Source organism: Caulobacter sp. CCG-8 (assembly GCF_037402475.1).
In the GTDB taxonomy this organism is placed as follows: domain Bacteria; phylum Pseudomonadota; class Alphaproteobacteria; order Caulobacterales; family Caulobacteraceae; genus Caulobacter.
Genome location: NZ_JBBEUD010000013.1, coordinates 80,627 through 107,211 on the forward strand (window position 1 = coordinate 80,627; position 26,585 = coordinate 107,211).

General features: G+C 70.2%; 34 protein-coding genes and 1 pseudogene. 13 read left to right on the plus strand and 22 right to left on the minus strand.

The features are described 5' to 3' along the window. Positions 1-45: 45 nt before the first annotated feature. The 9 genes from WAE60_RS14160 to WAE60_RS14200 all read right to left on the minus strand — a co-directional run bounded on the left by WAE60_RS14160 (position 46) and on the right by WAE60_RS14200 (position 6,748). Positions 46-489 (minus strand): YbgC/FadM family acyl-CoA thioesterase, encoded by a 444-nt coding sequence (locus WAE60_RS14160; protein WP_337687178.1) that lies wholly within the window; start codon positions 487-489, stop codon positions 46-48. A gap of 2 nt (positions 490-491) precedes the next feature. Further along, a complete protein-coding gene (locus WAE60_RS14165) occupies positions 492-1,136 on the minus strand; it encodes a hypothetical protein (RefSeq protein WP_337687180.1) in 645 nt (214 codons plus the stop codon). Positions 1,137-1,160: 24 nt separating this feature from the next. Further along, the gene (locus WAE60_RS14170; protein WP_337687181.1) at positions 1,161-1,670 is read right to left on the minus strand and encodes a hypothetical protein; all 510 of its coding nucleotides are present in this window, start codon (positions 1,668-1,670) and stop codon (positions 1,161-1,163) included. A gap of 2 nt (positions 1,671-1,672) precedes the next feature. Beyond that, a complete protein-coding gene (gene ruvB / locus WAE60_RS14175) occupies positions 1,673-2,719 on the minus strand; it encodes a Holliday junction branch migration DNA helicase RuvB (RefSeq protein WP_337687183.1) in 1,047 nt (348 codons plus the stop codon). Between the two features lie 67 nt (positions 2,720-2,786). Continuing rightward, entirely contained in the window at positions 2,787-3,404 is a 618-nt protein-coding gene (gene ruvA / locus WAE60_RS14180; RefSeq protein ID WP_029907207.1) for a Holliday junction branch migration protein RuvA, read from the minus strand. Further along, complete coding sequence (gene ruvC / locus WAE60_RS14185; RefSeq protein ID WP_197026631.1) at positions 3,401-3,922, minus strand: crossover junction endodeoxyribonuclease RuvC; 522 nt, start codon at positions 3,920-3,922, stop codon at positions 3,401-3,403. The genes ruvA and ruvC overlap by 4 nt, the downstream gene beginning before the upstream one ends. Positions 3,923-3,988: 66 nt before the next feature. After that, entirely contained in the window at positions 3,989-4,924 is a 936-nt protein-coding gene (locus tag WAE60_RS14190) for a nucleoside hydrolase (protein WP_337687186.1), read from the minus strand. Between the two features lie 64 nt (positions 4,925-4,988). Continuing rightward, positions 4,989-5,660 carry a hypothetical protein gene (locus tag WAE60_RS14195; RefSeq protein ID WP_337687188.1) on the minus strand — a complete coding sequence of 224 codons (672 nt, stop codon included), beginning with the start codon at positions 5,658-5,660 and terminating at the stop codon, positions 4,989-4,991. Between the two features lie 332 nt (positions 5,661-5,992). Beyond that, positions 5,993-6,748 carry a YebC/PmpR family DNA-binding transcriptional regulator gene (locus WAE60_RS14200; protein WP_029907203.1) on the minus strand — a complete coding sequence of 252 codons (756 nt, stop codon included), beginning with the start codon at positions 6,746-6,748 and terminating at the stop codon, positions 5,993-5,995. 107 nt (positions 6,749-6,855) lie between these two features. On the opposite strand from WAE60_RS14200, the gene WAE60_RS14205 reads away from it, so the two are divergent. Continuing rightward, complete coding sequence (locus tag WAE60_RS14205) at positions 6,856-7,161, plus strand: hypothetical protein (RefSeq protein ID WP_337687190.1); 306 nt, start codon at positions 6,856-6,858, stop codon at positions 7,159-7,161. A 101-nt stretch (positions 7,162-7,262) separates the two neighbouring features. On the opposite strand, the gene WAE60_RS14210 is transcribed toward WAE60_RS14205, so the two are convergent. The 5 genes from WAE60_RS14210 to WAE60_RS14230 form a co-directional block, all read right to left on the minus strand. Then, positions 7,263-7,676 carry an organic hydroperoxide resistance protein gene (locus WAE60_RS14210; protein WP_029907201.1) on the minus strand — a complete coding sequence of 138 codons (414 nt, stop codon included), beginning with the start codon at positions 7,674-7,676 and terminating at the stop codon, positions 7,263-7,265. Between the two features lie 116 nt (positions 7,677-7,792). Next, positions 7,793-8,614 carry a YmdB family metallophosphoesterase gene (locus WAE60_RS14215; protein WP_029907200.1) on the minus strand — a complete coding sequence of 274 codons (822 nt, stop codon included), beginning with the start codon at positions 8,612-8,614 and terminating at the stop codon, positions 7,793-7,795. A 3-nt stretch (positions 8,615-8,617) separates the two neighbouring features. Continuing rightward, positions 8,618-9,232 (minus strand): 5-formyltetrahydrofolate cyclo-ligase, encoded by a 615-nt coding sequence (locus WAE60_RS14220; protein WP_337687192.1) that lies wholly within the window; start codon positions 9,230-9,232, stop codon positions 8,618-8,620. Positions 9,233-9,234: 2 nt separating this feature from the next. Next, complete coding sequence (locus WAE60_RS14225) at positions 9,235-9,768, minus strand: isoprenylcysteine carboxylmethyltransferase family protein (protein ID WP_337687193.1); 534 nt, start codon at positions 9,766-9,768, stop codon at positions 9,235-9,237. 391 nt (positions 9,769-10,159) lie between these two features. Next, positions 10,160-10,474 carry a MarR family transcriptional regulator gene (locus WAE60_RS14230; RefSeq protein WP_231499371.1) on the minus strand — a complete coding sequence of 105 codons (315 nt, stop codon included), beginning with the start codon at positions 10,472-10,474 and terminating at the stop codon, positions 10,160-10,162. Between the two features lie 209 nt (positions 10,475-10,683). On the opposite strand from WAE60_RS14230, the gene WAE60_RS14235 reads away from it, so the two are divergent. Both WAE60_RS14235 and WAE60_RS14240 read left to right on the plus strand, forming a co-directional pair. Continuing rightward, positions 10,684-11,808, plus strand: coding sequence for a PLP-dependent aminotransferase family protein (locus tag WAE60_RS14235; RefSeq protein WP_337687195.1), 1,125 nt, complete (start codon positions 10,684-10,686; stop codon positions 11,806-11,808). Positions 11,809-11,846: 38 nt separating this feature from the next. Beyond that, on the plus strand, positions 11,847-12,656 hold the full coding sequence (locus WAE60_RS14240; RefSeq protein WP_337687196.1) for a polysaccharide deacetylase family protein: 810 nt from the start codon (positions 11,847-11,849) through the stop codon (positions 12,654-12,656). Between the two features lie 15 nt (positions 12,657-12,671). On the opposite strand, the gene WAE60_RS14245 is transcribed toward WAE60_RS14240, so the two are convergent. From WAE60_RS14245 to WAE60_RS14255, 3 genes are all read right to left on the minus strand, one after another. Beyond that, positions 12,672-12,950: a hypothetical protein gene (locus WAE60_RS14245; RefSeq protein WP_337687198.1), complete on the minus strand. Its 279-nt coding sequence runs from the start codon at positions 12,948-12,950 to the stop codon at positions 12,672-12,674. Between the two features lie 90 nt (positions 12,951-13,040). Further along, positions 13,041-13,367, minus strand: a complete 327-nt coding sequence (locus WAE60_RS14250) for a cell division protein ZapA (RefSeq protein WP_029907193.1) — start codon at positions 13,365-13,367, stop codon at positions 13,041-13,043. Between the two features lie 3 nt (positions 13,368-13,370). Further along, positions 13,371-13,766, minus strand: coding sequence for a hypothetical protein (locus WAE60_RS14255; RefSeq protein WP_035018056.1), 396 nt, complete (start codon positions 13,764-13,766; stop codon positions 13,371-13,373). Between the two features lie 229 nt (positions 13,767-13,995). On the opposite strand from WAE60_RS14255, the gene gap reads away from it, so the two are divergent. From gap to WAE60_RS14280, 5 genes are all read left to right on the plus strand, one after another. Beyond that, positions 13,996-15,003: a type I glyceraldehyde-3-phosphate dehydrogenase gene (gene gap, locus WAE60_RS14260; RefSeq protein WP_337687200.1), complete on the plus strand. Its 1,008-nt coding sequence runs from the start codon at positions 13,996-13,998 to the stop codon at positions 15,001-15,003. 82 nt (positions 15,004-15,085) lie between these two features. Continuing rightward, positions 15,086-15,448, plus strand: a complete 363-nt coding sequence (locus WAE60_RS14265) for a hypothetical protein (protein WP_029907190.1) — start codon at positions 15,086-15,088, stop codon at positions 15,446-15,448. 11 nt (positions 15,449-15,459) lie between these two features. Continuing rightward, positions 15,460-16,650 (plus strand): phosphoglycerate kinase, encoded by a 1,191-nt coding sequence (locus WAE60_RS14270; RefSeq protein ID WP_337687201.1) that lies wholly within the window; start codon positions 15,460-15,462, stop codon positions 16,648-16,650. 155 nt (positions 16,651-16,805) lie between these two features. Beyond that, a complete protein-coding gene (gene fba, locus WAE60_RS14275) occupies positions 16,806-17,897 on the plus strand; it encodes a class II fructose-bisphosphate aldolase (RefSeq protein WP_029907188.1) in 1,092 nt (363 codons plus the stop codon). A 169-nt stretch (positions 17,898-18,066) separates the two neighbouring features. Then, positions 18,067-18,792: a hypothetical protein gene (locus tag WAE60_RS14280; protein ID WP_156035536.1), complete on the plus strand. Its 726-nt coding sequence runs from the start codon at positions 18,067-18,069 to the stop codon at positions 18,790-18,792. On the opposite strand, the gene WAE60_RS14285 is transcribed toward WAE60_RS14280, so the two are convergent. Beyond that, the gene (locus tag WAE60_RS14285) at positions 18,789-19,829 is read right to left on the minus strand and encodes a lysine-2,3-aminomutase-like protein (protein ID WP_337687205.1); all 1,041 of its coding nucleotides are present in this window, start codon (positions 19,827-19,829) and stop codon (positions 18,789-18,791) included. The two genes, WAE60_RS14280 and WAE60_RS14285, sit on opposite strands and share 4 nt — an antisense overlap. A gap of 139 nt (positions 19,830-19,968) precedes the next feature. Then, the gene (epmA, locus tag WAE60_RS14290; RefSeq protein ID WP_337687207.1) at positions 19,969-21,018 is read right to left on the minus strand and encodes an EF-P lysine aminoacylase EpmA; all 1,050 of its coding nucleotides are present in this window, start codon (positions 21,016-21,018) and stop codon (positions 19,969-19,971) included. A gap of 109 nt (positions 21,019-21,127) precedes the next feature. Here epmA and efp point away from each other — a divergent pair, with 109 nt between their 5' ends. Next, the gene (gene efp, locus WAE60_RS14295; RefSeq protein ID WP_029907184.1) at positions 21,128-21,697 is read left to right on the plus strand and encodes an elongation factor P; all 570 of its coding nucleotides are present in this window, start codon (positions 21,128-21,130) and stop codon (positions 21,695-21,697) included. 96 nt (positions 21,698-21,793) lie between these two features. Here the strand turns inward: efp and WAE60_RS14300 are convergent, their stop codons facing one another. Next, positions 21,794-22,435 carry an NrsF family protein gene (locus tag WAE60_RS14300; RefSeq protein WP_029907183.1) on the minus strand — a complete coding sequence of 214 codons (642 nt, stop codon included), beginning with the start codon at positions 22,433-22,435 and terminating at the stop codon, positions 21,794-21,796. Then, complete coding sequence (locus WAE60_RS14305; RefSeq protein WP_337687209.1) at positions 22,422-22,964, minus strand: sigma-70 family RNA polymerase sigma factor; 543 nt, start codon at positions 22,962-22,964, stop codon at positions 22,422-22,424. Before WAE60_RS14305 ends, WAE60_RS14300 begins: the two co-directional genes overlap by 14 nt. Positions 22,965-23,203: 239 nt before the next feature. On the opposite strand from WAE60_RS14305, the gene WAE60_RS14310 reads away from it, so the two are divergent. The 4 genes and pseudogenes from WAE60_RS14310 to WAE60_RS14325 all read left to right on the plus strand — a co-directional run bounded on the left by WAE60_RS14310 (position 23,204) and on the right by WAE60_RS14325 (position 25,772). Then, positions 23,204-23,497 carry a DUF2282 domain-containing protein gene (locus WAE60_RS14310; RefSeq protein WP_029907181.1) on the plus strand — a complete coding sequence of 98 codons (294 nt, stop codon included), beginning with the start codon at positions 23,204-23,206 and terminating at the stop codon, positions 23,495-23,497. Between the two features lie 149 nt (positions 23,498-23,646). Continuing rightward, positions 23,647-24,462: pseudogene (locus tag WAE60_RS14315) on the plus strand (DUF692 domain-containing protein); the annotation flags it as partial. Between the two features lie 63 nt (positions 24,463-24,525). Beyond that, the gene (locus WAE60_RS14320) at positions 24,526-25,305 is read left to right on the plus strand and encodes a DNA-binding domain-containing protein (protein WP_337687294.1); all 780 of its coding nucleotides are present in this window, start codon (positions 24,526-24,528) and stop codon (positions 25,303-25,305) included. Next, complete coding sequence (locus tag WAE60_RS14325) at positions 25,302-25,772, plus strand: DoxX family protein (RefSeq protein WP_337687210.1); 471 nt, start codon at positions 25,302-25,304, stop codon at positions 25,770-25,772. The genes WAE60_RS14320 and WAE60_RS14325 overlap by 4 nt, the downstream gene beginning before the upstream one ends. Before the next feature lie 173 nt (positions 25,773-25,945). Here WAE60_RS14325 and WAE60_RS14330 read toward each other — a convergent pair whose 3' ends face one another. Continuing rightward, the gene (locus tag WAE60_RS14330) at positions 25,946-26,581 is read right to left on the minus strand and encodes a DUF2799 domain-containing protein (protein WP_029907177.1); all 636 of its coding nucleotides are present in this window, start codon (positions 26,579-26,581) and stop codon (positions 25,946-25,948) included. Positions 26,582-26,585 lie beyond the last annotated feature (4 nt).

Sequence of the window (26,585 nt, forward strand, 5' to 3'; positions counted from 1 at the left end):
GGTCCTCGGAACAAGTCCGAGGATGACGACCGTCGGGGGCGGTCGCTAAACCTCCAGCCACGGCGCCATCTGGGCCAGCATCTCGGCCGTCGGTTTGCGCGGGCGGCCGTCCAGGGTGATGCAGACCGCCTCGCCGGCCGCCTGACAGATCAGCTCGTCGCCGCGGGTGATCCGCTGGCTGACGAACAGCCGCGGCCCCTTCACCCGGTCGTAGGTGGTGCGCACCACCAGGGCGTCGTCGATCCGGGCGGCGCGCTTGAAGTCCAGCTCCATGCGCACGATCGCGAAGGCCGTGTCGGCCTTGTGCAACGCCGTGTGCGAGATGCCGATCATCCGGAAGAAGTCGCTCCGCCCCCGCTCGAAATAGCGCAGGTAGTTGGCGTGGTAGACGATGCCGGAGAAGTCGGTGTCCTCGTAGTAGATGCGGACCGGGAGCTGGTGCTCTCGCCCCTCGAAGACGCCGGGTGTGGGCTGGGGAAGATCTGTCATGGTCAGCTTATAGCGGGCTCGTTCCCGAAGGGGGAATGGGCGCCGCTCCGAGGCCCTTCACGCCCTTCCCGAACCGGCCCCGCCTGAAGCACGCGGGTGACGTGATCTATCAGAAAGACGCGATCACGTTCGGCGCGGGTCCGCACGAACCTTAAGACGCCATAGGCGATCGCCGTCGCGATGAACGGCTCGATCAGGTCCGAAACGGGAGAGCCGCGCCTGACGCCGACGGCATGGTCGGCGTGGACCGCGATGGCCGCGATCGCGGCCGGGATCTGGGTCAAGGACGCCAGCGCCACGAACATCAGGACGCCGATGACCGCGACGACCGCATACGGCAGGCGCATGCGGCAGGTCACCAAACTCCCCTCGCCCTGGGCGGCCCAGTCCAGGGTCATCGGAAGCCGGGTGTCCTTGGACTGGGCGGGGCGGCGATGAATCTCCGCGCCGGTCGGGGCGACGGCGCCGACGACGGGCTGCGAGCCGTTCGGGCCGACGTCGACGCCGATCGTCGGCGCCAGGCGCGCGGCGATCTGGTCGGGCGGGACGGCGGTGTGGAAGGTCCAGACGTTCGGCCGCTTGGGAACGACCATCGGATCGGGCGGCCGGTGGACCTTGGGAACCTCGATGACGTCGCGTCGGCCCATGGGCGCCCTCCCTGCCCGGCGAACCTAGTCGAACACCGCGCCGATCGAAGAGGCGTCGAGCCGCTGGCGCAGGAACTGTTCAAGGAACGCGTCCTCCTCGCGGGCCAGCCAGCGGCCGAACGCGACGAAGATCGCGGCGAAGACGATCATGGTCAGCGGAAAGAACACGACCCCGGCGCCCGGCCCGTTCGGGCTCGGATCGTTTAGCGCCGAAAGCAGGATCGAGCCGCCGAACGAGAGCATGATCCCGCTCCAGACGACTAGGAAGACCAGGGCGAAATAGCCCATCCCCGAGCGGCACTCGACCGCCGTAGAGCCGAGCTCGCCGAGGAACCGGGCGCTCAACACGCTCTGGAAGGAGTTCCGGTACCAAATCCGCTTGCGCAGGCTTGCACCACGCGTGCTGGCATGGCCGATCACGGGCTTCGTGCCGAACAGTCCAAAATAGCCGTCGATACCGCCTCGCAGGCGCTCGGCGCATTGCTCCGGCGTCAGCCGCGTCTCAAACCGCCAGCGACGGCCAAGCCAATTCATCGTCACTCTTCCCCGAACAGCCCGCCCTGCACGATCTTCGGGGCCGCCATCGGTTCCGGCAAGCCCAGGTGCAGATAGGCCTTGCCGCAGGCCATCCGCCCGCGCGGGGTGCGCTGGATGAAGCCCTGCTGCATCAGATAGGGCTCGATCACGTCCTCGACGGCGTCGCGGGCCTCGGCGATGGCGTAGGCGATGGTCTCCACGCCCACCGGGCCGCCGCCGTAGTTGTCGATCATGGCGCGCAGGTAGCGGCGGTCCAGGCTGTCCAGGCCGCTCTCGTCCACCTCGAGCCGCGCCAGGGCCATCCCCGCCGCCTTGCGGTCGATCACCGTCGCGCCGTCTGCGGCGGCGAAATCGCGCACCCGGCGCAGCAGCCGGCCGGCGACGCGCGGCGTGCCCCGGGCCCGCTTGGCGATCTCGTCGGCCCCGTCGTCCGACAGCGGCGCGCCCATCTTGCGGGCGGCGTGCAGCAGCACGTGGCGCAGCTCGGCCGGGGTGTAGAATTCCAGGCGGATCGGGATGCCGAAGCGGTCGCGCAGCGGCGTGGCCAGCATGCCCGCCCGCGTGGTGGCCGCCACCAGGGTGAAGGGCGCCAGGTCGATGCGGATCGAGCGCGCAGAAGGCCCCTCGCCGATCACCAGGTCCAGCACGTGGTCCTCCATCGCCGGATAGAGGATCTCCTCCACGGTCGAGGGCAGCCGGTGGATCTCGTCGATGAACAGGACGTCGTTGGCTTCCAGGTTGGTCAGGATCGCCGCCAGGTCGCCGGCCTTGTTCAGCACCGGGCCGGAGGTGGCGCGGAAGTTCACGCCCAGCTCGCGGGCGACGATCTGGGCCAGGGTGGTCTTGCCCAGGCCGGGCGGGCCGAACAGCAGCACGTGGTCCAGGGCCTCGCCCCGGCCCTTGGCCGCCTCGATGAAGATGCGCAGATTGCCCTTGGCCTGCTCCTGGCCGACGAACTCGGCCAGGGTCTGGGGCCGCAGGGCGCGGTCCGAGGCGGTGGGGATGGCTTCGCCGTGCTGAGGTTCGCCGGAGACGATGCGGGTCATATGAAAGCCCCCTCAGTCGCTCCGCGATAGCTCCCCGGGGGGAGCGTCTTCGTTCGCGCGGCCGCGCTCACCGGCCAAGCTCCTGAAGCCCGGCCTTGATCAGCTGCTGCACGGTGGCCTCTTCGCCCAGCCTGTCGGCGGCGGCCTCGATCACGCGGCGGGCGTTCACCTCGGCCACGCCCAGGCCCATCAGGGCCGCGACGGCGTCGCCGGTCGGGGCGGCCTTGGCGGGCGTCGCGGGCGCGGCCGTGGTCGGGGCGCCCATGAACACCGGACCGTCGATGATCGGCTTGTCCTTCAGCTCGGTGACGATGCGCAGGGCCAGTTTCGGACCCACGCCGTTGGCGCGGCCCACGGCGGCCTTGTCCTCGCGCGCCACGGCCGAAGCCAGCTCGGCCGGCGACAGCACGTCCAGAACGGCCATGGCCGCCTTGGGCCCCACGCCCTGGATGGCCTGGAGCAGCACGAAGGCCCGGCGCTCGTCGCGGGCCAGGAAGCCGTAGAGCCGCAGGCCGGCGCTCTCGCTCCACTGGCTCTCGATGTGCAGCAGGGCCTCCTCGCCCAGGGCCGGCAGGCGCTGCAGGGTGCGCGCGCCGCAGCGCACGACATAGCCCACGCCCATGACGTCGATCAGCGCCTCTTCCTCGCCGACCTCGGCCACCGCCCCGCGCAGTCTTCCGATCATGCGACTCTCCGATTGGCGACGCGCAGGTTCGCATGGGTGATGGCGACGGCCAGGGCGTCGGCGCAGTCGGCCGTGGTCTTGCCGGCCGTGGGCAGCAGGCGGGCGATCATGAAGCCGATCTGGGCCTTGTCGGCCGCCCCGGTGCCGACCACCGCCTTCTTGACCAGGCGGGTCGAATATTCGGCCACGACGAGCCCGGCGCGGGCCGGGGCGATCAGCGACGCGGCGCGGGCGTGGCCCAGCTTCAGCGTCGACTGGGCGTTGGTGTTGAGGAACACCTCCTCGACCGCCGCCTCGTCCGGCCTGTGCTCTTCGATCACCGCCCCGATGCCCTCGAACAGGGCCAGCAGGCGGTCGGCGAAGTCCATCTTGTCGTCGGGCGCGATCACCCCGTGGGCGACGTGGCTCATGCGCGAGCCCTCGACGCTGAGCACGCCCCAGCCGGTGCGGCGCAGGCCGGGGTCCAACCCCAGGATTCGGATAGGCGTGCGATTCGCGTTCATCATGTGTTCTCGCACCATCGCCGGTTTCGCGCCCCAGGAAAAGGCGCTGTTTGCCTAACGAAACCTTAAGCTTGATCCCGTCTAGGCCGGGTTCAGGGCCGGGGCGCAGAACAGCCGCGCCAGCAGCAGGGCCTCGACGGCCGCCACGTCGACGCCGACGCAGACCTCGGCGTTCGGCTCGCCCTCGATCCGCTCGATGCGGCCCAGGTGCTCGCCGTCGGTCATCACCCGCAGGCGCGCCGGCTCGAAGGTGAACAGCGACGGGGCCACCAGGCCGGCGGCGACCACCGCGTCGTGCGGATGGCAACCAGCCTCCAGCCCCCAGGCTCGGCCGTGGAAGGCCATGTAGGGCCCCAGGGCCTTGTTCAGCCGGGCCGACAGGGGCGAGCCGCAGGCGGTCGAGCCCTCGGCCATGGCCTTGGCGGTCAGGGTGATCCGCGAGGTTACGTCCAGCGGCACCAGACGCGGCATGACCCCGCGCTCCAGCACCCGGGCCAGGGCCTCGGCGTCGCTCCAGCTGTTGAAGTCGGCCCCGCCCGTCGCCTTGCCCGCGACCGCGAAGGCGCCCGCCATGATCGTGGGCCGCCAGTCGCGGAACGCGCCGGGGTCCTCCAGCAGGCCGTGGGCCAGGTTGGTCAGCGGTCCCAGGAACAAGCCCGCCACCTTGGCCCGGGCGCGGAAGGCCAGGAGGCTGCCGCCCTGCCCCCGGTCCAGCTCGGGAAGCTTCCAGCGCTGGGAGAAGCCGGCGCCGTTCAGGCCGTCCACGCCGTGGGCCGGGCGCATCCGCTCGACGCGGCGCTTGGCCACCCCCGAGCCGGCGCCGATATAGACCTCGGCCGGACAGCCGGCCAGGCGCAGCACCCCCCGGGCGTTGGCGGCGGCCTGGTCGACATAGGTGTTGCCGAACACCGCCGAGACCGAGACGATCTCCACCGCGTCGCGCGAGCGCGCCAGCATGGCCAGGGCCAGGGCGTCGTCCACGCCGCAGTCCGTATCGATGTGCACCCGCAGCGACATGGCTCCAGCATAGCGCGGCGCCCCGGGGGCCGGGAAGCCGCCCCGCCCCTCCGACGGCGGGATTTCACCCCGCCTGCAGACCGCGCGGCCCCAGGATCAGCAGGGCGGGCGGCAGGCAGCAGGCCACGGCCACGGCGAACAGCCAGGCGGCCGTCCGAAAAGCCCGGAAGCCGCCCACCGCCAGCCGGTGGTGCAGCCAGCGGGTCTGGACGCTGAGATACCAGGCCACCGCCGCCGCCGCGATCGCCCCGCCCGCCAGCCGGGTCGGCGCCGTGGGCGACCCCAGCAGGATGACCGCCACCGACAGCGACAGGGCGAAGGGCGCGGCGCAAAGGCACTGCAGTTCGAACGGCTCGCGCAGGGTGGCGTGGTCGACCGGGCGTCCCTGGCGCTGCAGCGTGCCCGCCGCCATCACCAGCGGGAACAGGCTGAAGACCAGGGCGCGGAACAGCAGCGGGCCGAAGCCCGGCGACGCGGCGGCCTCGCCCAGCTCGCCGCGCAGCGACAGGTCCAGGGCGTGGGCCAGGCCGATGGAGATCAGCAGGAACAGCGGCGGGCTGACCAGGTCCGGCGGCGCGCCGCTCGCCGCGGCCTCGTCATGTCGCCCGGCCGAGGGCGGGACCAGGGTCTCGGCCGGCCACAGCAGCACGCGCCACAGCGTGCGCGGATAAAACAGCAGCCCGGTCATCACCTCGTAGAGGATTTCCCCCAGCGTGCGAAAGCGAAGGCGTTCCATGTCGTTCCCCAGCCTGTCGGCCCCGGAACCAAACACTCCAGCTTGCGGAATCCGTTCAGCCGGCGGGAAATGCGCGTCAAGAAATCAGGGAATTCCCTGATTTCGGCGCCTTCTTTCCCCTTGGGGGAGAGGGCGGCCTCGCGGAGCGAGGTCGGGTGAGGGGTTGAAGAACGCAAAAGCCGCGCCCAGCGGTCAGGCTGGGCGCGGCTTTCGGCCGGGGGACATGCACTTGTGCGTGTCCCCACTGTCATCCCCGGCGTCAAAGCCTGGAAATATCGGCGAGGCCGCGAACACGGGCGGGGACACGCACAAGCGCATGTCCCCGGCCAGGATCACGCCAGCTTCGCCGCGTCCTCGTCGCTAATCTCTTCGTTGGAGTAGACGTCCTGGACGTCGTCGTCCTCGTTCAACGCGTCGAGCAGCTTCATCAGCGTGGCCACGGCGTCGCCGGTGACCGGGACCTGGCTCTTGGGGCGCCAGGCGATCTTGGTGTTGGCGGCCGGGCCGAACTTGGCTTCCAGGGCGGCGGCCACGTCGTTCAGGTCCTCGAAGGCGGTGTAGACCGTGTGGCCCTCGCCCTCCTCGTCCATGTCCGAGACGACGTCGTCGGCGCCGGCCTCGATGGCGGCTTCCATCATGTCGTCTTCCGACGCGGCCTTGGCCGGATAGCTGATCTGGCCGACGCGGTCGTAGTTGAAGGTGACCGAGCCGGTGGCCCCCATGTTGCCGCCCATCTTGGTGAAGTACGAGCGGACGTTGGCGGCGGCGCGGTTCTTGTTGTCGGTCAGCACCTCGACGATGATCCCGACGCCGCCGGCGGCGACGCCTTCGTAGCGGATCTCGGTGTAGTCGGCCGCGTCGCCCATCTGCGACTTCTTGATCGCGCGGTCGATGACGTCCTTGGGCAGGCTTTCGGCCTTGGCGTTGTTCACGGCCAGGCGCAGGCGCGGGTTCATGTTCGGGTCGGGCAGGCCCGCCTTGGCCGCCACGGTGATCTCACGCGACAGCTTGGAGAACAGCTTGGAGCGCGCGGCGTCGGCGCGGCCCTTGCGGTGCATGATGTTCTTGAATTTCGAGTGGCCGGCCATTCGCGGGGCTCTTCTCTCGTCTGCGAGGAAAGGTAGGGCGCGCTTCTAGCGCTTGGCGCCCCATATTGTCATCCTCCAAGCTTAGAAGCCCATGCTGGAGGCGCCCGATGACCCCGTCCGATTTCCTGTCCGAACAGTTCGACCCGGCGCGCCTCGGCCAGTTCGAGGCGCAGGACCAGGAGGCGATCCACGCGGCCGACAGGCCCTCCGGGGTGGCGACGGGCGCCGCGGCGGCCGGGGCCCTGTCGACCGGCGCGGCGGCGCTGGGCGGGATGGCGGTCGGCGCGCTGGCGGTGGGGGCGATCGCCATCGGCGCCCTGGCCATCGGACGCCTTTCGGTCGGCAAGGCCCGGTTCCGCCGGCTGGAGATCGACGACCTGATCGTCCACCGCGTCTCGGAAAGGCGGCGCTAGGATCGGGGACATGCCCTTGCGGCGTGTCCCCGGACGACGCACCGAGCCAGCCTTGGGGACACGCCGCAAGGGCATGTCCCCGGCCGTGAAGTCGATCGGCCCTAGGCCACCTTCAGCACGACATCGATATTGCCGCGCGTCGCCTTCGAGTACGGGCAGACCTCGTGGGCGGTGTGCAGCAGCTTCTCCGCCGTCTCGCGGTCCAGTTCCGGGGCGTTCAGGGTCAGGCGCACGCCGACGTGGAAGCTGGTCTCGTCCTTGATCAGGTCGACCTCGCTGTCCAGGCTGTGCTCGCCCAGCTTGATCCCCTGGTTGCGGGCCACCAGGCCCAGGGCGCCCAGGAAGCACGCGCCGTAGCCGGCCGCGAACAGCTGCTCGGGATTGGTCCCTTCGCCGTTGCCGCCCATCGACTTGGGGTAGCCCAGCTTGACGTCCAGATGGCCGTCGTCGGTCTTGGCCGTGCCCTGGCGGCCGCCGACCGCGTGGGCGTGGGCGGTGTAGATGGCGTCGGTCATGGGGGAGCTCCTTCGGTTGAAAGTCGGCGAGGACTGTTGGCCGAAGGTGTGACGGGCGCAAGCGCGGATGGCTTGAAGGATCGGGCCGGAAAGCCCGTCCCTCCTCCGGGGAGGGGCTACACCGCCGGAACCGTCTCCTTCAGCCGCCCGCCCACGCGGATCGGCTCGACGCGGACCGCCAGGCCCGTGCGGTCGTCGGTCTCGACGAACACGCCGCAGACCGTGGCCGGGCCGCTGGCCGGCTGGTAGCGGCCGCCGCTGATCTTGGTGGTGAACCGCCGCAGCGGCTCGTCCTTCTGGTTGCCGATCACGCTGTCGTAGTCGGCGCAGGCCCCGGCGTCGGTCTGGTAGGCGGTGCCGCCGGGCAGGATCTGGGCGTCGGCGGTCGGCACATGGGTGTGGGTGCCCACCACCAGGCTGGCGCGGCCGTCGCAATAGTGGCCCATGGCCATCTTCTCGGACGTGGCCTCGCAGTGCATGTCGACCACCACCGCGTCGGCCACCTGGCCCAGCGGGGCTTTGTCCAGCTCGCGATCGGCGGCGGCGAACGGGTCGTCCATGGCGTCCATGTGCACCCGGCCCAGCAGGTTGATGACCATGATGGTCTTGCCGCTGTCGGTCTGGAACAGGTGGCTGCCGCGGCCCGGGGCGTCCGACAGGATCGGATAGTTGGCCGGACGGATCAGGCGCGGCTCGCGCACGATGTAGGTCAGGGCCTCGCGCTGGTCCCAGCTGTGGTTGCCCAGGGTGAGGCAGTCGGCCCCGGCCTCGAACAGCTCGCGGGCGGTGTTCTCGGTGATGCCGAAGCCGGCCGCCGCGTTCTCGGCGTTGATGATCACGAACTCCAGCTGGAGCTGGCGGCGCAGGGCGGGAAGGTGGTCGGCCAGGCCGTCGCGGCCCGACTTGCCCACGACGTCGCCGAAGAAAGCAAAACGCATGAATTAGTCCTCTTGGACGGCGATATACTCGCTTTCCGTCAGGATGGCGTCCAATCGTTGGTCGTGGGGCTCATCGGGCAGGCCGTGTGTCTCCTGGCCCACATAGGCCAGGCCCAGCACGAAGACGGCCTTGCGGGCCCGCAAGGTCTCGAGCGCCCGGTCGTAGTAGCCGCCGCCCTGGCCCAGGCGCCGGCCCTCGCGGTCGAAGGCCAGCAGGGGCGCGACCACCAGGTCGGGCTGGACGATCGGCCGGTCGGCCGCGGGGGCGACCAGGCCGATGGCGTCGCGGACCAGCGGCTCGCCCGGCGTCCAGAGCCGGAACACCATGTGGCCGCCATGGCCTTCCGGATCGGCGCCCTCGACGCTGGGCAGGGCCAGGGTCCACCCCGCCTCGGCCAGCCAGTCGGCCAGCAGGCGGGCCGGTAGCTCCGAGCCCAGGCCGTGATAGACCGCCGCGATCCTGCCCTTCGGGTCGGGGAACCGCCGCGTCAGCGGCTCGCGCGCCACGTCCACCACCCGCCAGTCGGCCTCGGGATGCTCCAGGGCCAGTTCCTTGCGGCGGCTGCGGACGAACAGACGCAGGGCGGTCTTGGCGACGGCGGGATCTTTGATGGCCATGGCTATCCTCTGCCACCTGAGGCGGCGGGCCGCCAGGGGCGCAGGCGCGGCAGCCAGCGCGGCACGTGGCGGCGGAAGGTCTCGTAGTCCTGGCCGTAGTCGCCCAGCAGCCGGGGCTCCTCGTAGAACACAACGAACAGGTGCATCGCCAGCCAGGCCGCCGCGCCGTAGGCCAGCAGCACGGCCTGGCCCAGCAGCAGCGCCTGGCCCAGGATCAGGCTCACGACGGCCACGTACATCGGGTTGCGCACGAAGCGGTAGGCGCCGCCCACCACCAGCGTCTTGGTCGGGGCGACCGGCGCGGGCGTGCCCCGGCCCTCCAGGGCGAAGCGGACGAAGGCCTCCAGCAGCACCGGCGCGGCGACGACGATCAGCGCCCCGCCCAGCCAGCGCCCGGCCTCCAGGCCCAGCAACGGCGGCGCGAACCGCCAGCCGCTCAGCCACCACGGAACCAGCCCCGCCACCACGCCGGGGGCGACGACCAGGAACAGCGCGCTGCCGATCAGGGCCCCAGTCCTGTCCATGCTCTTTTCCATGCGGACCTCACGCGTCCAGGCGTTCGGGATCGGATGAGAATGGGGGAAGGTGGCGGCGCCGTGAAGAACCGTGAAGACGTTTCAATCCACTCGAACCTGTAAGTTACAGGTGGGCCCCGTGTTCCCGCAGCCACGGCCACGGGAGGGAACAGGTCCCGATAGAGAGATTAAGGTCCCTGGGAATAGAAATCTTCGACGAGGGCCACAGCAGACCCGCCGCTGGAGAAGATAGGCGTTCGGGGTCACGAATACCAGTGGGGACCTTGTCGCACTTGCCCCCTACGGATCGCTTCGCGATCGTCTTCCCCCGGAGGGGGAAGAGCGCGAGGCTCCGCCCCCTATGGGGGCGGACAGACCGCGAAGCGGTCAGGCGGGGGCAAGCGGGTGCGCCTCAGCCCTTCACCAGCTCCGCCATCACCGCCGTCCAGCCCGCGTGGGCCTCCGCCCCCGCCCGGTCGAAGGCCGCCCGCAGGTGGCGCGTCTGGGCCTCGGTGAGCTCGGCTTCCAGCTTCCGGCCCGACGCCGTCAGGCGCAGGTTCTTGACCCGGCGATCCTCGACTCCGGCCTCGGCCCCGACCAGGCCCATCTCCATCAGCTGGCGCAGCGGCGCGTTCAGGGCCTGCTTGCTGACGGCCAGCAGGTCCAGCAGGCCGCGCACCGACACGTCGGGCCGGCGGCCGATGAAATAGAGGATGCGGTGGTGCACACGGCCCAACCCGCGCCTTTCGAGAATCCGGTCAGGGCGGTCCGTGAATCCGCGATAGGCGAAATAGAATTGCTCTATCGCCTCATGCAGGTCGTCAGATAGGGCAGGATCATCCAGGTCAACCATGTTGACACTTTAGGATGCGTCGGCTCATGGTGTCGATAGGTCAAGGTGTTTGACGCTGTTTGGAATGTTGAGGGAGGTCGGCGATGGCGCGGCTGTCGGTGCGGAGTTCGGACATCAGGCCCTCGCCGGTGCGCGACATGCTCAACGTGTCGCAGCGCCCGGGCATGATCTCGTTCGCCGGCGGCCTGCCCTCGCCCGAGACCTTCGCGGGGCTGGACCTGCCCCCGCCGCCGCGCGACCTGCTGCAATACGGCCCCACCGAGGGCGAGCCGGCCCTGCGCGAGCGCATCGCCCGGGACCTGGCCGCCCTGGGCCTGGACACCGAGGCCGACCGGGTGATGGTGCTGTCCGGCTCGCAGCAGGGCATCGACCTGGCCGCCAAGCTGGTGATCGACGCCGGCACGACCCTGGCCGTGGAGTCGCCGGCCTATCTGGCCGCCCTGCAGGTGTTCCGCTTCTACGGCGCGCGGTTCGAGATCATCGACCGGTCGAGCCCCGGCGCCGGCTGGGGCGAAGCGCCGCCGTCGATGGCCTATGTCATCCCCACCTTCCAGAATCCGTCGGGCCACTGCTGGACCGCCGACGAGCGCGCGGCGATGGCGACCGCCTGCCGGGCCAGCGACGTGATCCTGTTCGAGGACGATCCCTATCGCGACCTGGTCTACGAGCCGTGCGAGCGTCGCCCGGTCTGCGCCGGCATGACGGGCGGATCGTGGATCTACCAGGGCTCGTTCTCCAAGACCGTCGCCCCTGGCCTGCGCCTGGGCTACCTGACCGCCTCGCCCGACCTCTTCCCGCTGCTGGTCCAGCTGAAGCAGGCGGCCGACCTGCACACCAACCGGCTCAGCCAGTGGATGGTGCTGCAGTATCTGAACGACCCGGGCCGGGCCGAGCGGATGGACCAGGTCGCCGCCCTCTATCGCCGGAAGCGCGACGCCTTCGCCGACGCCCTGACCCGTCACCTGGGCAACAAGGCCTCGTGGTCGCTGCCGCCCGGCGGCCTGTTCTTCTGGCTGACCCTGGCCGAAGGGACCGACGTCGAGCGCCTGTTGAAACGCTCCGTCGAGCGCGGCGTGCTGTTCACCCCCGGCAGCCACTTCCTGGCCGAGGGCGGCGCCTCGCCGACGATCCGGCTGAACTTCAGCTTGGCCGACCCCGAGGCGGCCGAGAGGGGGCTGGCGATCCTGGCTGAACTGTTGGACGACTAGGCCCCGACGGCCGTCGGGGTCGGGGGATGGAGAAAAGCATGCGCCTGGTCCTGTTCGCCGCCCTGGCCTGGGCGCTGGCCGCCGCGGGACCGGCCGCCGCCCAGGGCGCCTTCGCCTGGCCGAAGGGCAAGCGCGCGGCCATCGTCCTGACCTATGACGACGCCATGCCCTCGCAGTTGGACGTCGCGATCCCGCAGCTGGACGCGGCCGGACTGAAGGGGACCTTCTTCCTGGACGCCGACAGCCTGACCCCGGCCGAGATGCTGCGATGGCGGCGGGCGGCGAAGAGCGGCCACGAGCTGGGCAACCACTCGGTGAACCATCCCTGCCCGCGCGCCATGCTGCCCCGCGCCGAGCACCATGTGACCGAAACCTACGACACGCAGTCGATGCTGGCCGAGATCGGGGTGATGAACGCCGTGCTGTTCGGCATCGACGGCCGGACCGCGCGGACCTACGCCTATCCGTGCAGCCAGAGCCTGGTCGGCGGCGAGGACTATCGCGGCGGCCTGCGGACCTCCGGCCTGATCCGCTATGCGCGGACCGGGGGCGACGCCTACCGGTCGGTGATCACCGACGCCGCGTCGCTAGATCCCTTGAACGTGCCTAGCTGGGGCCCCGTGGATCATCCCGACGGCGCGCAATTGATCGCCTATGTGGAGCGCGTGCGTGCGGCCGGAGGGTTGGGCGTGCTGCAGTTCCACGGCGTGGGCGGCGACTATCTCGAGGTCTCGGCGCAAGCGCACCAGCAGCTGCTGGATCACCTCAAGCGGAACCCCGACATCTGGGTCGCGCCGTTCCAGCAGGTCATGGACCACGTGACCAAGGCCGGCGCCGCCACGCCTTAGCCACCCAGTCTGGGGTCAGTCGGCCCGCACCGCGATCACGGTCTGGGCCTGGCCGCCGGCCCAGACCTGGCCTTCGCAGACCTTGGCGTGGCCCTTCGGCACGCCGCCGGCGGCGGGGACGAGGCGCACGCCCTTCTCCGGATGGCCCTCGCCGTACTCGAAGGTCGCCACGCTGCCCTCGAAGGGCCGATTGAGGCCGACCAGCTTGCCGACGCCGGCTTCGTCGGCCGCGATCGCCTCGCTCAGCTCGTCGAGGGAAAACTCACGCGGATAGGTGAACGTCTTCTGTCCCACCGGCGCCTCCACATCTCGAGATTGCGCTGGAGGCAAGCACAATTATGCCGACGGGGATAGGCGCATTCCGGCCAGGGTGGCCGGAGGCCGTCAGCCCTGGACCAGGGCCTCGATCTTCTCGGACGCCGCGTCCAGGGCTTTGATGGCCCGGACCTCTACCCGGGTCTGTTCGGTCTGCAGGCGGGCCAGCTCGGATTGGGCATGGGCCAGGCGCAGCTTCAGGTCCGACAGCTCGTCGGCCAGCAGCAGGGCGCCCATCAGGAACAGCCGGGTCTCGCCCAGCTGGCCGACGTCCTGGCTGACCTGGCGGACCTGGCGGTCGAACAGGCGGGCGATCTCCAGGAGGTGGGCTTCCTGCCCGTCCTCGCAGCCGACGGTGTAGGGCCGGCCGTTCACCTGGATGGTCAGTTGGGCCATGGCTCAGGCCTCCCTTTCCGAACGATCCTCGGGGAAGAGATCGGCGCCGTCGTCGCCGTAGTCCTCTTCCTCGTCGTCGTCGTGGACGCCTTCGGTGATCAGGCTCTCGTCGCCCAGGGCGGCGCGGATCTCGGCGATGGCGCGGCCCAGGGCCTCGGAGGCCTGCTCGCCGGCTTCCTCCAGCGCCTTCTCCCGGGCGCGGGCGGCCTCCAGGTCCAGCGCCAGGCGCGCGGCCTTGGACTCGGCTTCGGCGTCGCCGTCGAACAGCCCCGGCTCGCCCGAAACGGGCGCGGCCGGACGCGCCGCGCGCTCGGCGGCGATCTTCTGTTCCAGCTGGCTGACGGCGCGCTCGAGGCGGCGCGCGGCCAGTTCGAGGGCGTTACCTTCGCCCGGGGTCATCGGCATCGTCCCAAAATCATGCGTCGCAACATATAGACTGCGGTCCGCTTCGCCACCCGCCATGGCGACAATTGGGCGATGAAACGGTGCGGATAACAATAGGTCATCCTATGTGAGCGCTCGCGCAGGTTTCTTGGGGTTGACTTCCCCGCCCCGCCCCGCAAAACGCGCTGCAAAATCAAGGTAACGTCGGTCGCCTCGGCCGAACGCTCGTTAGGAGAAAGACCTCATGGCCATTCGCGTCGCCATCAACGGCTTCGGCCGGATCGGACGTCTCGTCCTGCGTTCCATCGCCGAACATGCGCGCCGCGACATCGAGGTCGTCGCCATCAACGACCTGGGCCCGGTCGAGACCAACGCCCACCTGCTGCGCTACGACAGCGTCCACGGCCGCTTCCCCGGCGTGGTCACCTCGGGCGAGGACTGGATCGACGTCGGCCTGGGCAAGATCAAGGTCACGGCCATCCGCGACCCGAAGGACCTGCCGCACAAGGACCTGAACGTCGACATCGCGTTCGAGTGCACGGGCATCTTCACCGCCCGCGACAAGGCGGCCCTGCACCTGGAAGCCGGCGCCAAGCGCGTGCTGGTCTCGGCCCCGGCCGACGGCGCGGACAAGACCATCGTCTACAAGGTCAACCATGAGACCCTGACCGCCGACGACATCATCGTCTCGAACGGCTCGTGCACCACCAACGCCCTGGCCCCGGTGGCCAAGGTGCTGCAGGACCTGACCGGCATCGAGCGTGGCTACATGACCACGATCCACAGCTACACCGGCGACCAGCCGACGCTGGACACCATGCACAAGGACCTCTACCGCGCCCGCGCCGCGGCCCTGAGCATGATCCCCACCTCGACCGGCGCCGCCAAGGCCCTGGGCCTGGTGCTGCCGGCCCTGAAGGGCAAGCTGGACGGCTCGTCGATCCGCGTCCCGACCCCGAACGTCTCGGTCATCGACCTGAAGGTCGTGCCGTCGCGCGACACCACGGTCGACGAGGTCAACGCCGCCCTGCAGGCCGCCGCCGACGGCCCGATGAACGGCGTGCTGTTCACCACCAAGGACCCGCTGGTCTCGCACGACATGAACCACATCGCCGCCAGCTCGACGGCCGCCCTGCCCCAGACCCAGGTCATCGAGGGCAAGCTGGTCCGCGTGCTCAGCTGGTACGACAACGAATGGGGCTTCGCGACCCGCATGAGCGACACCGCTCTCGAGATGGCGAAGTTCCTCTAGGTCAGCCTTCCAAGCCCCCGCCCTCTCCGAGGCGCGGGGGTTTCCTTTGACCGGCGCACGCCGGCCTCAGCCAAGGACCACGATGCCCAGCGCCGCCGCCAGCCAGACGATCTTCACCAGGGCCCGCCCCTGGGTCGCCGTCGTCCTGCTGACCGTGACGAGCATCCTGGGGGGCGGCCTGGTCGCTCCGGTCTGCTACTGGCTGGGACGAGCCAGCCTCGGCCCCAATCCGAGGTTCATACCCTTGGCCTGGGCGCCGGAAGCCGCCCCCTCCCGCTGGGCCGCGCTGGGCCTCGCCGTGGCCTGGGTCGTGCTCTGGTCGCTTTACGCGCTGTCCGTCCGCAGCCGGCCGATTCATCTGGCGTTCGCCGCCATCCCTTTTCTGGCGTTCGTGCTGGTCGCCTACCTGGCTTCCAGCATGTCCTACGCCTGCAATCCCATGTGAGTGATCCCGTCATGCCCTTCCGCACCCTCGACACCGCCGATCTCGCCGGCAAGCGCGCCCTGGTCCGGGTGGACTTCAACGTGCCCGTCGACGGCGGGAAGATCACCGACGACACCCGCCTGCGCGCGGCCCTTCCCACCATCCACTACCTGTCGACCCAGGGCGCCAAGGTGATCCTGCTGGCCCACTTCGACCGCCCCAAGGGCAAGGTGGTGCCCGAGATGAGCCTGGCCTTCGTGGCCGAGCCGCTGGGCAAGCTGCTGGAGCAGGAAGTGGCCTTCGCCAGCGACTGCGTTGGTCCCGAAGCCGCCAAGGTGGTGAACGGCCTGGAGAACGGCGGCGTGGCCCTGCTGGAGAACGTCCGCTTCCACGCCGGCGAAGAGAAGAACGACCCCGACTTCGCCAAGGCCCTGGCCGCCAACGGCGACCTCTATGTCGACGACGCCTTCAGCGCCGCCCACCGCGCCCACGCCTCGACCGAAGGCCTGGCCAAGATTCTGCCGGCCTATCCGGGCCTGGCCATGCAGCGCGAGCTGGAAGCCCTGGACTCGGCCCTGGGCAATCCGAGGAAGCCCGTGCTGGGCATCGTCGGCGGCTCCAAGGTCTCGACCAAGCTCGACCTGCTCAACAACCTGGTCGCCAAGCTGGACCGCCTGGCCATCGGCGGCGGCATGGCCAACACCTTCCTGTTCGCCCAGGGCCACGACGTCGGCGGATCGCTCTGCGAGAAGGACCTGGCCGACACCGCCCGCCAGATCATGGCCACGGCCGAGAAGAGCGGCTGCGAGCTGCTGCTGCCGATCGACGTGGTGGTGGCCAAGAAGGTCGCCCCCGGCGTCGATGCCGAGACCCGCGAGCTTTCCGAGGTCCAGCCCGACGACCTGATCCTGGACGCCGGCCCCAAGAGCGCCCAGCGTCTTATCGAAGCCATGGAATCGAGCAATACGCTGATCTGGAACGGCCCTTTGGGCGTTTTCGAGGTGCCTCCGTTCGACGAAGCGACGGTTTCGGCGGCAAAACACGCCGCGAAACTCGCCAAAGGGGGTAAGATCGTGGCGGTCGCCGGCGGCGGTGATACCGTGGCGGCCCTGAACCACGCGGGCGTGTCGGGCGATTTCACCTTCGTCTCGACGGCCGGCGGCGCGTTCTTGGAATGGATGGAAGGCAAGACGCTTCCGGGCGTCGCCGCTCTGGAGATCTAGGGAGAAACGACCCTTCGGCGCGTCTCAGGAGGGCGCGCCGAACCGAAAATACGGACACCACGGAGGTCCGGAAAACTTGGGCAAAGAGCGCTTCAGCGCCGGGCCCCAACAACAAGAAACGACCCAATTCACTCACGCTTGCAGGAGAACACCACGTGGCGAGGATCACGCTAAGACAGTTGCTGGATCATGCGGCGGAGCATGACTATGCGCTGCCGGCCTTCAACATCAACAACATGGAACAGGGCCTGGCGATCATGGAGGCGGCGGAAGCCGTGAACTCCCCGGTCATCATCCAGGCGTCGCGCGGCGCGCGCAGCTACGCCAACGACATCATGCTGGCCCGGATGATCGACGCCCTGGCCGAGATCTATCCCAACATCCCGGTGTGCATGCACCAGGACCACGGCAACGGCCCGGCGACCTGCGCCACGGCGATCCAGTACGGCTTCACCTCGGTGATGATGGACGGCTCGCTGATGGAGGACGCCAAGACCCCCGCCACCTACGAATACAACGTCGAGGTCACCCGCAAGGTGGTCGAGATGGCCCATAGCTGCGGCGTCTCGGTCGAGGGCGAGCTGGGCGTGCTGGGCTCGCTGGAAAGCGGCATGGGCGAGGCCGAGGACGGCCACGGCTTCGAGGGCGTGCTGAGCCACGACGAGCTGCTGACCGATCCCGACCAGGCGGTCGAGTTCGTCGAGCGCACCGGCGTCGACGCCCTGGCCATCGCCATGGGCACCAGCCACGGGGCCTACAAGTTCACGCGCAAGCCGGACGGCGACGTCCTGGCCATGAACGTGATCGAGGAGATCCACCAGCGCCTGCCCAACACCCACCTGGTGATGCACGGCTCCTCGTCGGTTCCGCAGGAGCTGCAGGACATCATCAACCAGTACGGCGGCGCCATTCCCCAGACCTGGGGCGTGCCGGTGGAAGAGATTCAGCGCGGCATCAAGCACGGCGTGCGCAAGGTCAATGTCGACACCGACAACCGCCTGGCCATCACCGGCGCGATCCGCAAGATCCTGACCGAGAAGCCGCACGAGTTCGACCCGCGCGCCTATCTCAAGCCCGCCAAGGAAGCCATGCGCCAGGTCTGCCAGGACCGCTTCGTGCAGTTCGGCTCGGCCGGCCACGCCGACAAGATCAAGGCGCTGTCCACCGCGACCATGGCCAAGCGCTATTCGTCCGGCGAGCTGAACGCCAAGTTCGGCGCGGCGGCGAAGAAGGCGGCGGCGGAATAGGTCCACGATCGGGGACATGCCCTTGGGCGTGTCCCCGGCAAAACGATGAGGCCTTCCGGGGAGACCCGGGAGGCCTTTTTCGTTGGGCGGCGGCCGGGGCCGCCTTGCGCTTCCGCGCCCGACCGCCCAGACTACTCGCGCAAAGGCTGTGCTCGGGGGAGCGGACATCATGCGACACGGAACGATGCTGGCGGCCACGCTGGCGACCGCGCTGGCGGGCGGCGCGGCCCACGCCGGCCAGCCGAAGCTGGACCCGGCGTCCGACTACGGCCTGGTCGCGCTGGAGATCGAGCCCGGCGGTCCCATGGCGGCCGCCAACGGCGGCTACCAGCTGAACATCGCGCGGTTCTCGCCCCAGGAGCACGCTTCCCTCGCCAACCCGCTCGGCGGATGGGTCAATCTGGGCCGCGTGGGCGGCAAGAACCAGCCCCGCGCCTACTACCTGGCCAAGGCCAAGCCCGGCAGCTACGTGCTGCTCAGCATGTCGGTCATGAACTGGGGCGTCTGCTACAACGCCGACTCCCGGACGTTCGACGTCAAGGCCGGCGAGGTGACGTTCATCGGGCGCTACGATCCCGCCGCCAGCCTGATGGAACTGAGCCAGGCCGTCGGTTCGGGCGCCCTGCCCAGCTACGCCCGGTCCACCGACATCAACTACCTGTTCGACAGCTCGCGCCCGGGACTGACCGCGCCCGAGCAGCTGGAGCCCTGGCGACCGGGGCTCGAGGCCTGGCTCAAGGCCGAGCGGCCCGGCGTGACCGCGCCGGTCGTGGCCGCCCAGGTCACGCCCACCCACTTCAACACCGGGCGCGACGCCTTCGGCCTGCAGAGGATCTGCGGCGGCTACTACGCCAAGAAGGACAAGGCCCCGGCCGCCGACGGCAAGGCGCCCTAGCCCTTCGGCGGATAGGCGTGCGCGCCGCCGTTCGGGTCCTCGACCTCGCCCTCGACCGCCAGGTAGTCCGGGCCAATCGGCACCTTGCCGTGGCCGTCGGGGATGTCGAGCACGTAGGTCGGCTGGCACAGCCCCGAGAACCGGCCGCGGATGGCGCGCATCAGGGCGCGGCCTTCTTCGACGCTGGTGCGCAGGTGAGCGGTGCCGGGGGCGTGGTCGCCGTGGTGCAGGTAGTAGGGCCGGATGCGGGTCTCGACGAAGCCGCGCATCAGGGCGCCCAGGGCCTCGGGGTCGTCGTTGACGCCCTTCAGCAGCACCGTCTGGCTCAGCATCGGCACGCCGGCGTCGATGATCCTGGCGCAGGCCGTCCGCGCCGCCGGCGTCAGCTCGCGGACATGGTTGGCGTGCAGGGCCACATAGACCGCCTTGCCGCTGGCCTTCAGGGCCGCGACCACCTCGTCGGTCACCGCCTCGGGATCGACCGCCGGCACGCGGGTGTGGAAGCGCACGACCTTGACGTGGTCGATGGCCGCCAGCCGCTCGGACAGGTCGCGCAGGCGGCGCGGCGACAGCACCAGCGGATCGCCGCCCGTGACGATCACCTCCCAGATCTCCGGACGGCCGGCGATGTAGGCGAAGGCGGCGTCCAGCTGCTCGGGCGTCAGGTTCGAGGCGCCGTCGGGCCCCACCACCTCGCGGCGGAAGCAGAACCGGCAATAGACCGCGCAGGTGTGGGTGGGCTTCAGCAGCACGCGGTCGGGATAGCGGTGGACGATCCCCTCGACCGGGCTGTGGGTCTCGTCGCCGATCGGGTCGGCGACCTCGCCGGGGTTCTCGACCAGTTCGGCGGCCTGGGGCAGGAACTGGCGGGCGATCGGGTCGCTCTCGTTGGCCGGATCGATCAGCTCGGCCATGGCCGGGGTGATCGCCACCGCATAGCGCGCCGCCACCGCTTCCAGGGCGGTCAGGCGCTCGGGCGCCACCAGGCCGGCTTCGGCCAGGGCGGCGGCGCTGCGGAGGGTGCGGGCGGCGGTCATGAGGCGGGCGGTATGGCGGGTTTAGGCGGGGGACGCAATGCGGCCCGCTGACGGGGACATGCCCTCGCGGCGTGTCCCCAGCTGCATCGCCGGCGCCGAGCAAGGGTTTGGGGACACGCCCAAGGGCATGTCCCCGGCGTCACCCCGCCACCGGCGTCCACAGCACCTGGTCCACCCGGCTGGCCCCCGCCGCCAGCATCACTAGGCGGTCGAAACCCAGGGCCGAGCCGGACGCCGGCGGCATGATCGCCAGCGCCGCCAGGAAGTCTTCGTCCAGCGGATAGCGCTCGCCGTAGACCCGGGCCTTCTCGTCCATCTCGGCCTCGAAGCGGCGGCGCTGCTCGCCGGCGTCGGTCAGCTCGCCGAAGGCGTTGGCCAGCTCGACGCCGCAGGCATAGAGCTCGAACCGCTCGGCCACGCGCGGGTCGCCGGGCTTGGGCCGGGCCAGGGCCGCCTCGGCGGTCGGGTATTCGCAGAGGATCGTCGCCCGCCCCACGCCCAGGTTCGGCTCGACCTTCTCGACGATCACCCGGCTGAAGACGTCGGCCCAGGTGTCGTCGCCGGCGACGCGGATTCCGGCCGCGCGGGCCGAGGCGGCGAGCGTGTCGCGGTCGGTCTCGCCGCCGGGCCCGATCGAGGCCAGCAGGTCCACGTCCGCATGCCGCGCGAAAGCCTGCGCCACCGTCACCCGCTCGGGCGGGGCGAACGGATCGCAGACATGGCCCCGGAAGCGGAATTCGACGGTTCCCGCCGTTTCCGCCGCCAGGGCCAGCAGGGCCGCGCAGTCGTCCATCAGGGCCTGGTAGGACTCGCCCGCCCGGTACCATTCCAGCATGGTGAACTCCGGATGGTGCAGCGCCCCGCGCTCGCGGTTGCGCCAGACCTTGCCGAAATCAAAGATGCGCCGCTCGCCCGCAGCCAGCAGCTTCTTGCACGAGAACTCCGGCGAGGTGTGCAGGTAGAGCGGCGCGCTTTCGCCGCCCAAGGTCAGGGCCCGGGTCTCGAAGGCGTGCAGATGCGCCTCGTTGCCGGGCGAGACCTGCAGGGCGGCGGTCTCGACCTCCAGGAAGCCGCGCTCGGCGAACCAGGCGCGGAAAGCGGCCTTGATCCGGTTGCGGGCCAGCAGGAACGGCCGCCGGTCGGCGTGGTTTTCGGGCCGCCACCAGGGCGAAGGAGAGGCTGTCGGCACGGGAAACGCTCTGCTCGGGGTGGCGAACTTGGCGAGGATCGCTATAGGAGGGCGATATCCAACGCAAATTCGCGCGGCTTAAGGCCGCCGCGGGATCAAGGACGTACTCGTGACTAAAGTCGCCGCCAGCTCGCTGAGGAAGGGTTCCGTCGTCGATATGGACGGCAAGCTCTACGTGGTCCTCAACGCCGAAAACATCCACCCCGGCAAGGGTACGCCGGTCACCCAGCTGAACATGCGCCGCATCTCGGACGGCGTGAAGGTGTCGGAACGCTACCGCACGACCGAACAGGTCGAGCGCGCCTTCGTCGACCAGCGCAACCACACCTTCCTGTACCAGGACGGCGAGGGCTATCACTTCATGAACCCGGAAAGCTACGACCAGCTCGTGGCGACGGAAGACGTGGTCGGGGACCTGGGCGCCTATCTGCAGGAAGGCATGACCGTCGCCCTGTCGACCCACAACGACGTGCCGATCGCCCTGGAACTGCCGCGCACCGTGGTGCTGGAGATCGTCGACACCGAACCGTCGGTGAAGGGCCAGACCGCCTCGTCGTCGTACAAGCCCGCCATGCTCAGCAACGGCGTGCGCACCATGGTCCCGCCGTACATCTCGGCCGGCACCAAGGTGATCATCCTGACGGAAGACGGTTCGTACCAGGAACGCGCCAAGGACTAAGGTCTTCGCACCCTTCTCCCCTCGCGGGAGAAGGTGTCGGCGCCAGCCGACGGATGAGGGGTCGCACCGGCGAAAGCCGTGCGGCCCTTCTTCATTTCACCACCGCAGCGCCCACTTCCCGATCACCGCGCCCAGCACGCCCGTGCCCAGCACCCCCAGGGTGTACCAGGTGCCCACGAACACCATCGTGCTCTCGCCGCAGTGCAGGCCGTAAACCGTGGCCGCCACGCCGCCGGCGAAGGCGCCCGCCGCGAAGCCGGTCAGGGCCGGACGGGTCGGGGCCATGCCGCGCAGCACGACCAGGGTCGCCGCCAGCCCCGGCAGGGCCAGGGTCAGGATGTAGCGGAAGCAGACCTTCCACGACCCGCCCATCATCATCGACCGGCGGTGCGCCCAGTCGGCCGCCAGCCATTGGCCGAAGCCCAGGCCGACGAACAGCGCCAGCACCAGGGCCCCGAACAGCAGCGCCTTCTTCGGGACGCCCTCGGGCCGGGCCAGGCGCTCCAGCGCCCAGAAGCCGGCCAGGCCCAGCAGGCCGGTATAGGTCGCCTTCATCCAGAACATCCGGCCGGTCATGGCCTGGGCCAGGTCCTGGCGCGTGCCCAGCCAGGCCAGCACCATGACCAGGGCCGCCAGGGCGGCGGCCACGGCCAGGCCGAGGAAGCGGCGCTGCACCGCCCCGGCCGGGATGGCGCGCGGGTCGGCCGCCAGCTGATCGATCAGATCATCCGTCCGCACGGCCGCGCATCCTTTCTCCCAGGCTCTTGAGCGCCCGGTGCAGGGCGACCTTGGCCGCGCCCTCCGAGACGCCGGTCCGGTCGCCGGCCTCGGCCAGGCTCAGCCCCTCGATCTTGACCGCGCGCACCAGCTCGCGCTGGCGCTCGGGCAGGGTGTCCAGGGCGCGGTCCAGGTCCATCGCCGAGCCGGATTCCGGGGCGTAGGCGGCCAGGACCTCGACATAGTCGTCGATCGGCACGGCCGCCCGCACCTTCCGCCGCCGCCAGTGGTCGATCAGCTTGTAGCGCGCCAGGGCGAAGGCCCAGGGGGTGAACGGCTGGGCGCGATCGTAGGTCGCGCGCCGCGTATGCACCGCCATCAGGGTCTCCTGCACCAGGTCCTCCACATCGCCGGGAGCGTCGCGCATGCGGCGCTCGAAATAGACGCGGAGCCTACCGCCCAACTGGGACAGCAACAGCCGATAGGCCGGGGCGTCGCCGTCCAGGCCCAGCAGCATCAGCGCCTTCAGGGCGGCCTCGGTTTCCGTCACGCCTCCCCCTTGTTCGCGCGAGACGGGCCGATGGTTACACCGCGTCGCCCCAACCGGAAAGCGGGCGAGCGCGGGAACCGGATGCGGTGATTTTCACACCCCCGTTTTGGCCGCCGCGTTTTTGTTCGGATACCGGTGTAACCTTTCGCCGCACCCGTCCGTAACTCCCCCATGACCGCGCAGGACGGGCCGACGATCGGCGCCGGGCGCGGTCGGACAGACGAAGGAAACGTCCCCCCATGACCCGTACCGTGCAACGCACTCCCGCCCTCGCCCTCGCCGCCGTGTTCGCCCTGAGCGCCGGCGCCGCCATGGCCCGCGACGACATGAAGCCGGCCAAGACCGAAATGGAAAAGTGCTACGGCGTGGCCAAGGCCGGCCAGAACGACTGCAAGGCCGGCGCCGGCACCTCGTGCGCGGGCACCTCGAAGGTCGACTACCAGGCCGACGCCTGGAAGAAGGTCGCCAAGGGCACCTGCGTGACCATCAAGACCCCGAACGGCACGGGCTCGCTGACTCCGCCGAAGGCGTAAGCCACCTCTCTCGTTGTCATCCCGGAAGCGCGTAGCGCTGTCCGGGACCCAGGGGCGGCCACACCGCCTTGGCCCAGTCACCTGGGTCCCGGACAGCCTCTACGAGGCTTCCGGGATGACAACCGATTTTCGTTTTCGGAATGGCGACCATGTCCCCCACCGCCGGCCTCGGCCTGAAACCGCAGCACTATGACGACGCGCTCGCGGCCAACGCCGAGGGGCTGTGGTTCGAGGTCCATCCCGAGAACTACATGGCCGCCGGCGGACCGCGCCTGCGCCGACTGGAGGCGATCCGCGAGACGCGCCCGCTGTCGCTGCACGGCGTGGGCCTGTCCCTGGCCGCCGACGCCGATCCCGACCTCGGCCAACTCCTGGCCCTGAAGGCCCTGGCCGACCGGTTCGAGCCGTTCGTGATGTCCGAACACCTGGCCTGGAGCGCCTGGCGCGGGGTCCACCAGCCCGACCTCCTGCCCTTCCCCCGCACCCGCGCCGCCCTCGACCGTATCGCCGCCAATATCGGCCGCACGCAGGACGTCCTGGGACGGACGATCCTGGTCGAGAACCCGTCGCTGTACCTGCCGCTGACCGGCCATGAACTGGACGAGACCGACTTCCTCGTCGAACTGACCCGCCGCACGGGCTGCGGCCTGCTGGTCGACGTCAACAACGTGTTCGTCAGCGCCAGCAACCTGGGCTACGCCGCCGAGACCTATCTGGACGTCCTGCCCGCCGAGGCGATCGGTGAAATCCACCTGGCCGGCCACGGCGTCGATGCCAATGAGGCGCGAAGCGGATCGAGCCTGCTGATCGACACCCACGGTGCGCCGGTGGCCGAGCCCGTCTGGGCCCTCTATCGCCGCCTGATCGACCGCGTCGGCCCGCGCCCCACCCTGATCGAACGCGACGACGACATCCCCGCCTTCGACGTGCTGATGGCCGAGCGCGACCGGGCGCATGGCCTGCTCCAGCGGACGCTGATGGGACAGGCGCATGCGCCTCTCCCCAGTCCAGGCCCGAACCTGTCGGGGATGACGCCCGTGGGTGAACTCGGAACATTCCAGGACGCCTTCGCCGCCGCCCTCGCCGAGCGGACGGCCGCGCCGATCGCCGGCTGGCTGCCGGAAGGCGAGACCGATCCCGCCGGCCTGGCCGTCTATCGCAACACCATCGCCAAGGGCTGCATCGACGCCCTGGCCGCCAACTTCCCGACCGTGGCCAGCCTGGTCGGCGACGACTGGTTCGGCGCGGCCGCCGCCCTCTTCGCGCGCGACAATCCGCCGAAGAGCGCCGCCCTCCTGGCCTATGGCGCGGGCTTCCCGGACTGGCTGGCGCGCTTCCCGCCGGCCGACGACCTGCCCTACCTGCCGGCCATGGCCCGGATGGATGGGATGTGGACCACCGCCCTGTTCGCGCCCGAGGGCCGGCCGCTGGCCGCCGAGGCCTTCGCCCTGGAGCCCCAGGCCCTGGCGGCCGCCCGCCCGCGCCTGCATCCCAGCCTGGCCTTCGCCTGGTTCGACAGCGGCCTGCCCGGCCTGTGGCTGGCGGCGCGCGAACCCCAGCCCGGCGAGATGGAGCTGGCGGAAGACCCGCAGGGCGTCCTGATCGTCCGCCCGCACGAGGCCGTGACGGCCCGTTTGCTCGACCGCGCCGGCCACGCCTTCCTGGCCGCCGCGGAAACCGACGCGACCCTGGGCGAGGCGATCACCGCCGCCGCCGAAGCCGATCCGGCCGCCGACCTGCCCGCCCTTTTCGCCGCCCTCATCGCCGACGGCGTGTTCGTCGGCCTCGACCCCGGAGACCCCGCGTGACCGACCAGATGCTCGTCCCCGCCGCCGCGCGCCCCTGGAGCCGCCCGCTCGACCGCCTGGCCGCCCTGGCCCATCGCGCCCTGCCCGACGGGGTCCTGACCCTGGTCGCGCGCCTGGGCATCGCCTCGGTGTTCTTCCTGTCCGGACGCACCAAGGTCGACGGGATCCTGCACATCACCGACGGGACCTATTCGCTCTTCGCCGACGAATACCGCCTGCCGCTGATCCCCTCGGACATCGCCGCGCACCTGGCGACCTACAGCGAGCACCTGTTCTCGATCCTGCTGGTGCTGGGCCTGTTCACCCGGCTTTCCGCCCTGGCCTTCCTGGGCATGACCCTGGTGATCGAGGTGTTCATCTATCCCGACGCCTGGAGCACCCACCTGTCGTGGGCCGCGATCCTGCTGTTCCTGGTCGCCAAGGGCGGCGGGAAGTGGAGCCTGGATGCCGCCCTGGGCGTCCGATAGACACCCTCTCCCAGAGGGAGAGGGCGGGGCCCACGCCGAAGGCGTGGGAGGGTGAGGGGTTACACCCTCACCGCAGTTCTCACGACGTCCTGCCGGCACGCCGTCTGACGATTTAACCCCTCACCCTCCCATGCTGCGCATGGGTCCCTCCCTCTCCCTCTGGGAGAGGGTGACTACCAGCTCCCATACCGCACCCCGAAGCGGTGGTGCAGATCGTCGACCTCGCGCTCGGCGTCGCGGGCGGCCCACTCGGCCCGGCGGCCATCCTCGACGGCCTGGCGGCGTTCGGACCGCAGGCGGTTCAGGCGATCGCGCAGCTCGCGCTTCTGCTCGTCGTTCAGCTTGGGATTCTGCAGCTCGTCCTCGACGCCCCGCGCCTCGCGGTCGCGCTTCTCGGCGCGGTGGTCGGCGCTGTCGCGGTCCGACTCCGCCTGGCTCAGCCGCGAGACGGCGGCATGGACCAACTGGCCGTCGGCGTAGCCGACCAGGAAGCCGCGCTCGGCGCCCGGCGGGCAGACCCCGGCGTAGCTGTTCCCCTCGCGGCCCTCGCCGAAGCCGCGGTCCTGGGTGCAATAGAGCTTCAGCCCCTGGTCGCGGGCCTGGAAGTAGGGTCCAGCCTCGGGGACCACCCCGACCTTGGCGCAGGCCTTGGCGTGGTCGTCCAGCCGGCTCTGGGCGCGCCCCGCCTCGCCGTCCTTGAAGCCCTGCGCGCCCCAGTCGCCCTGCAGGCAGGCCTCCTTGCTCATGGTGGCGCAGCCCGCCAGCGCGGCGACCGTGACGGCCAGACCCAGAACCCGAAGACCACGCATGGAA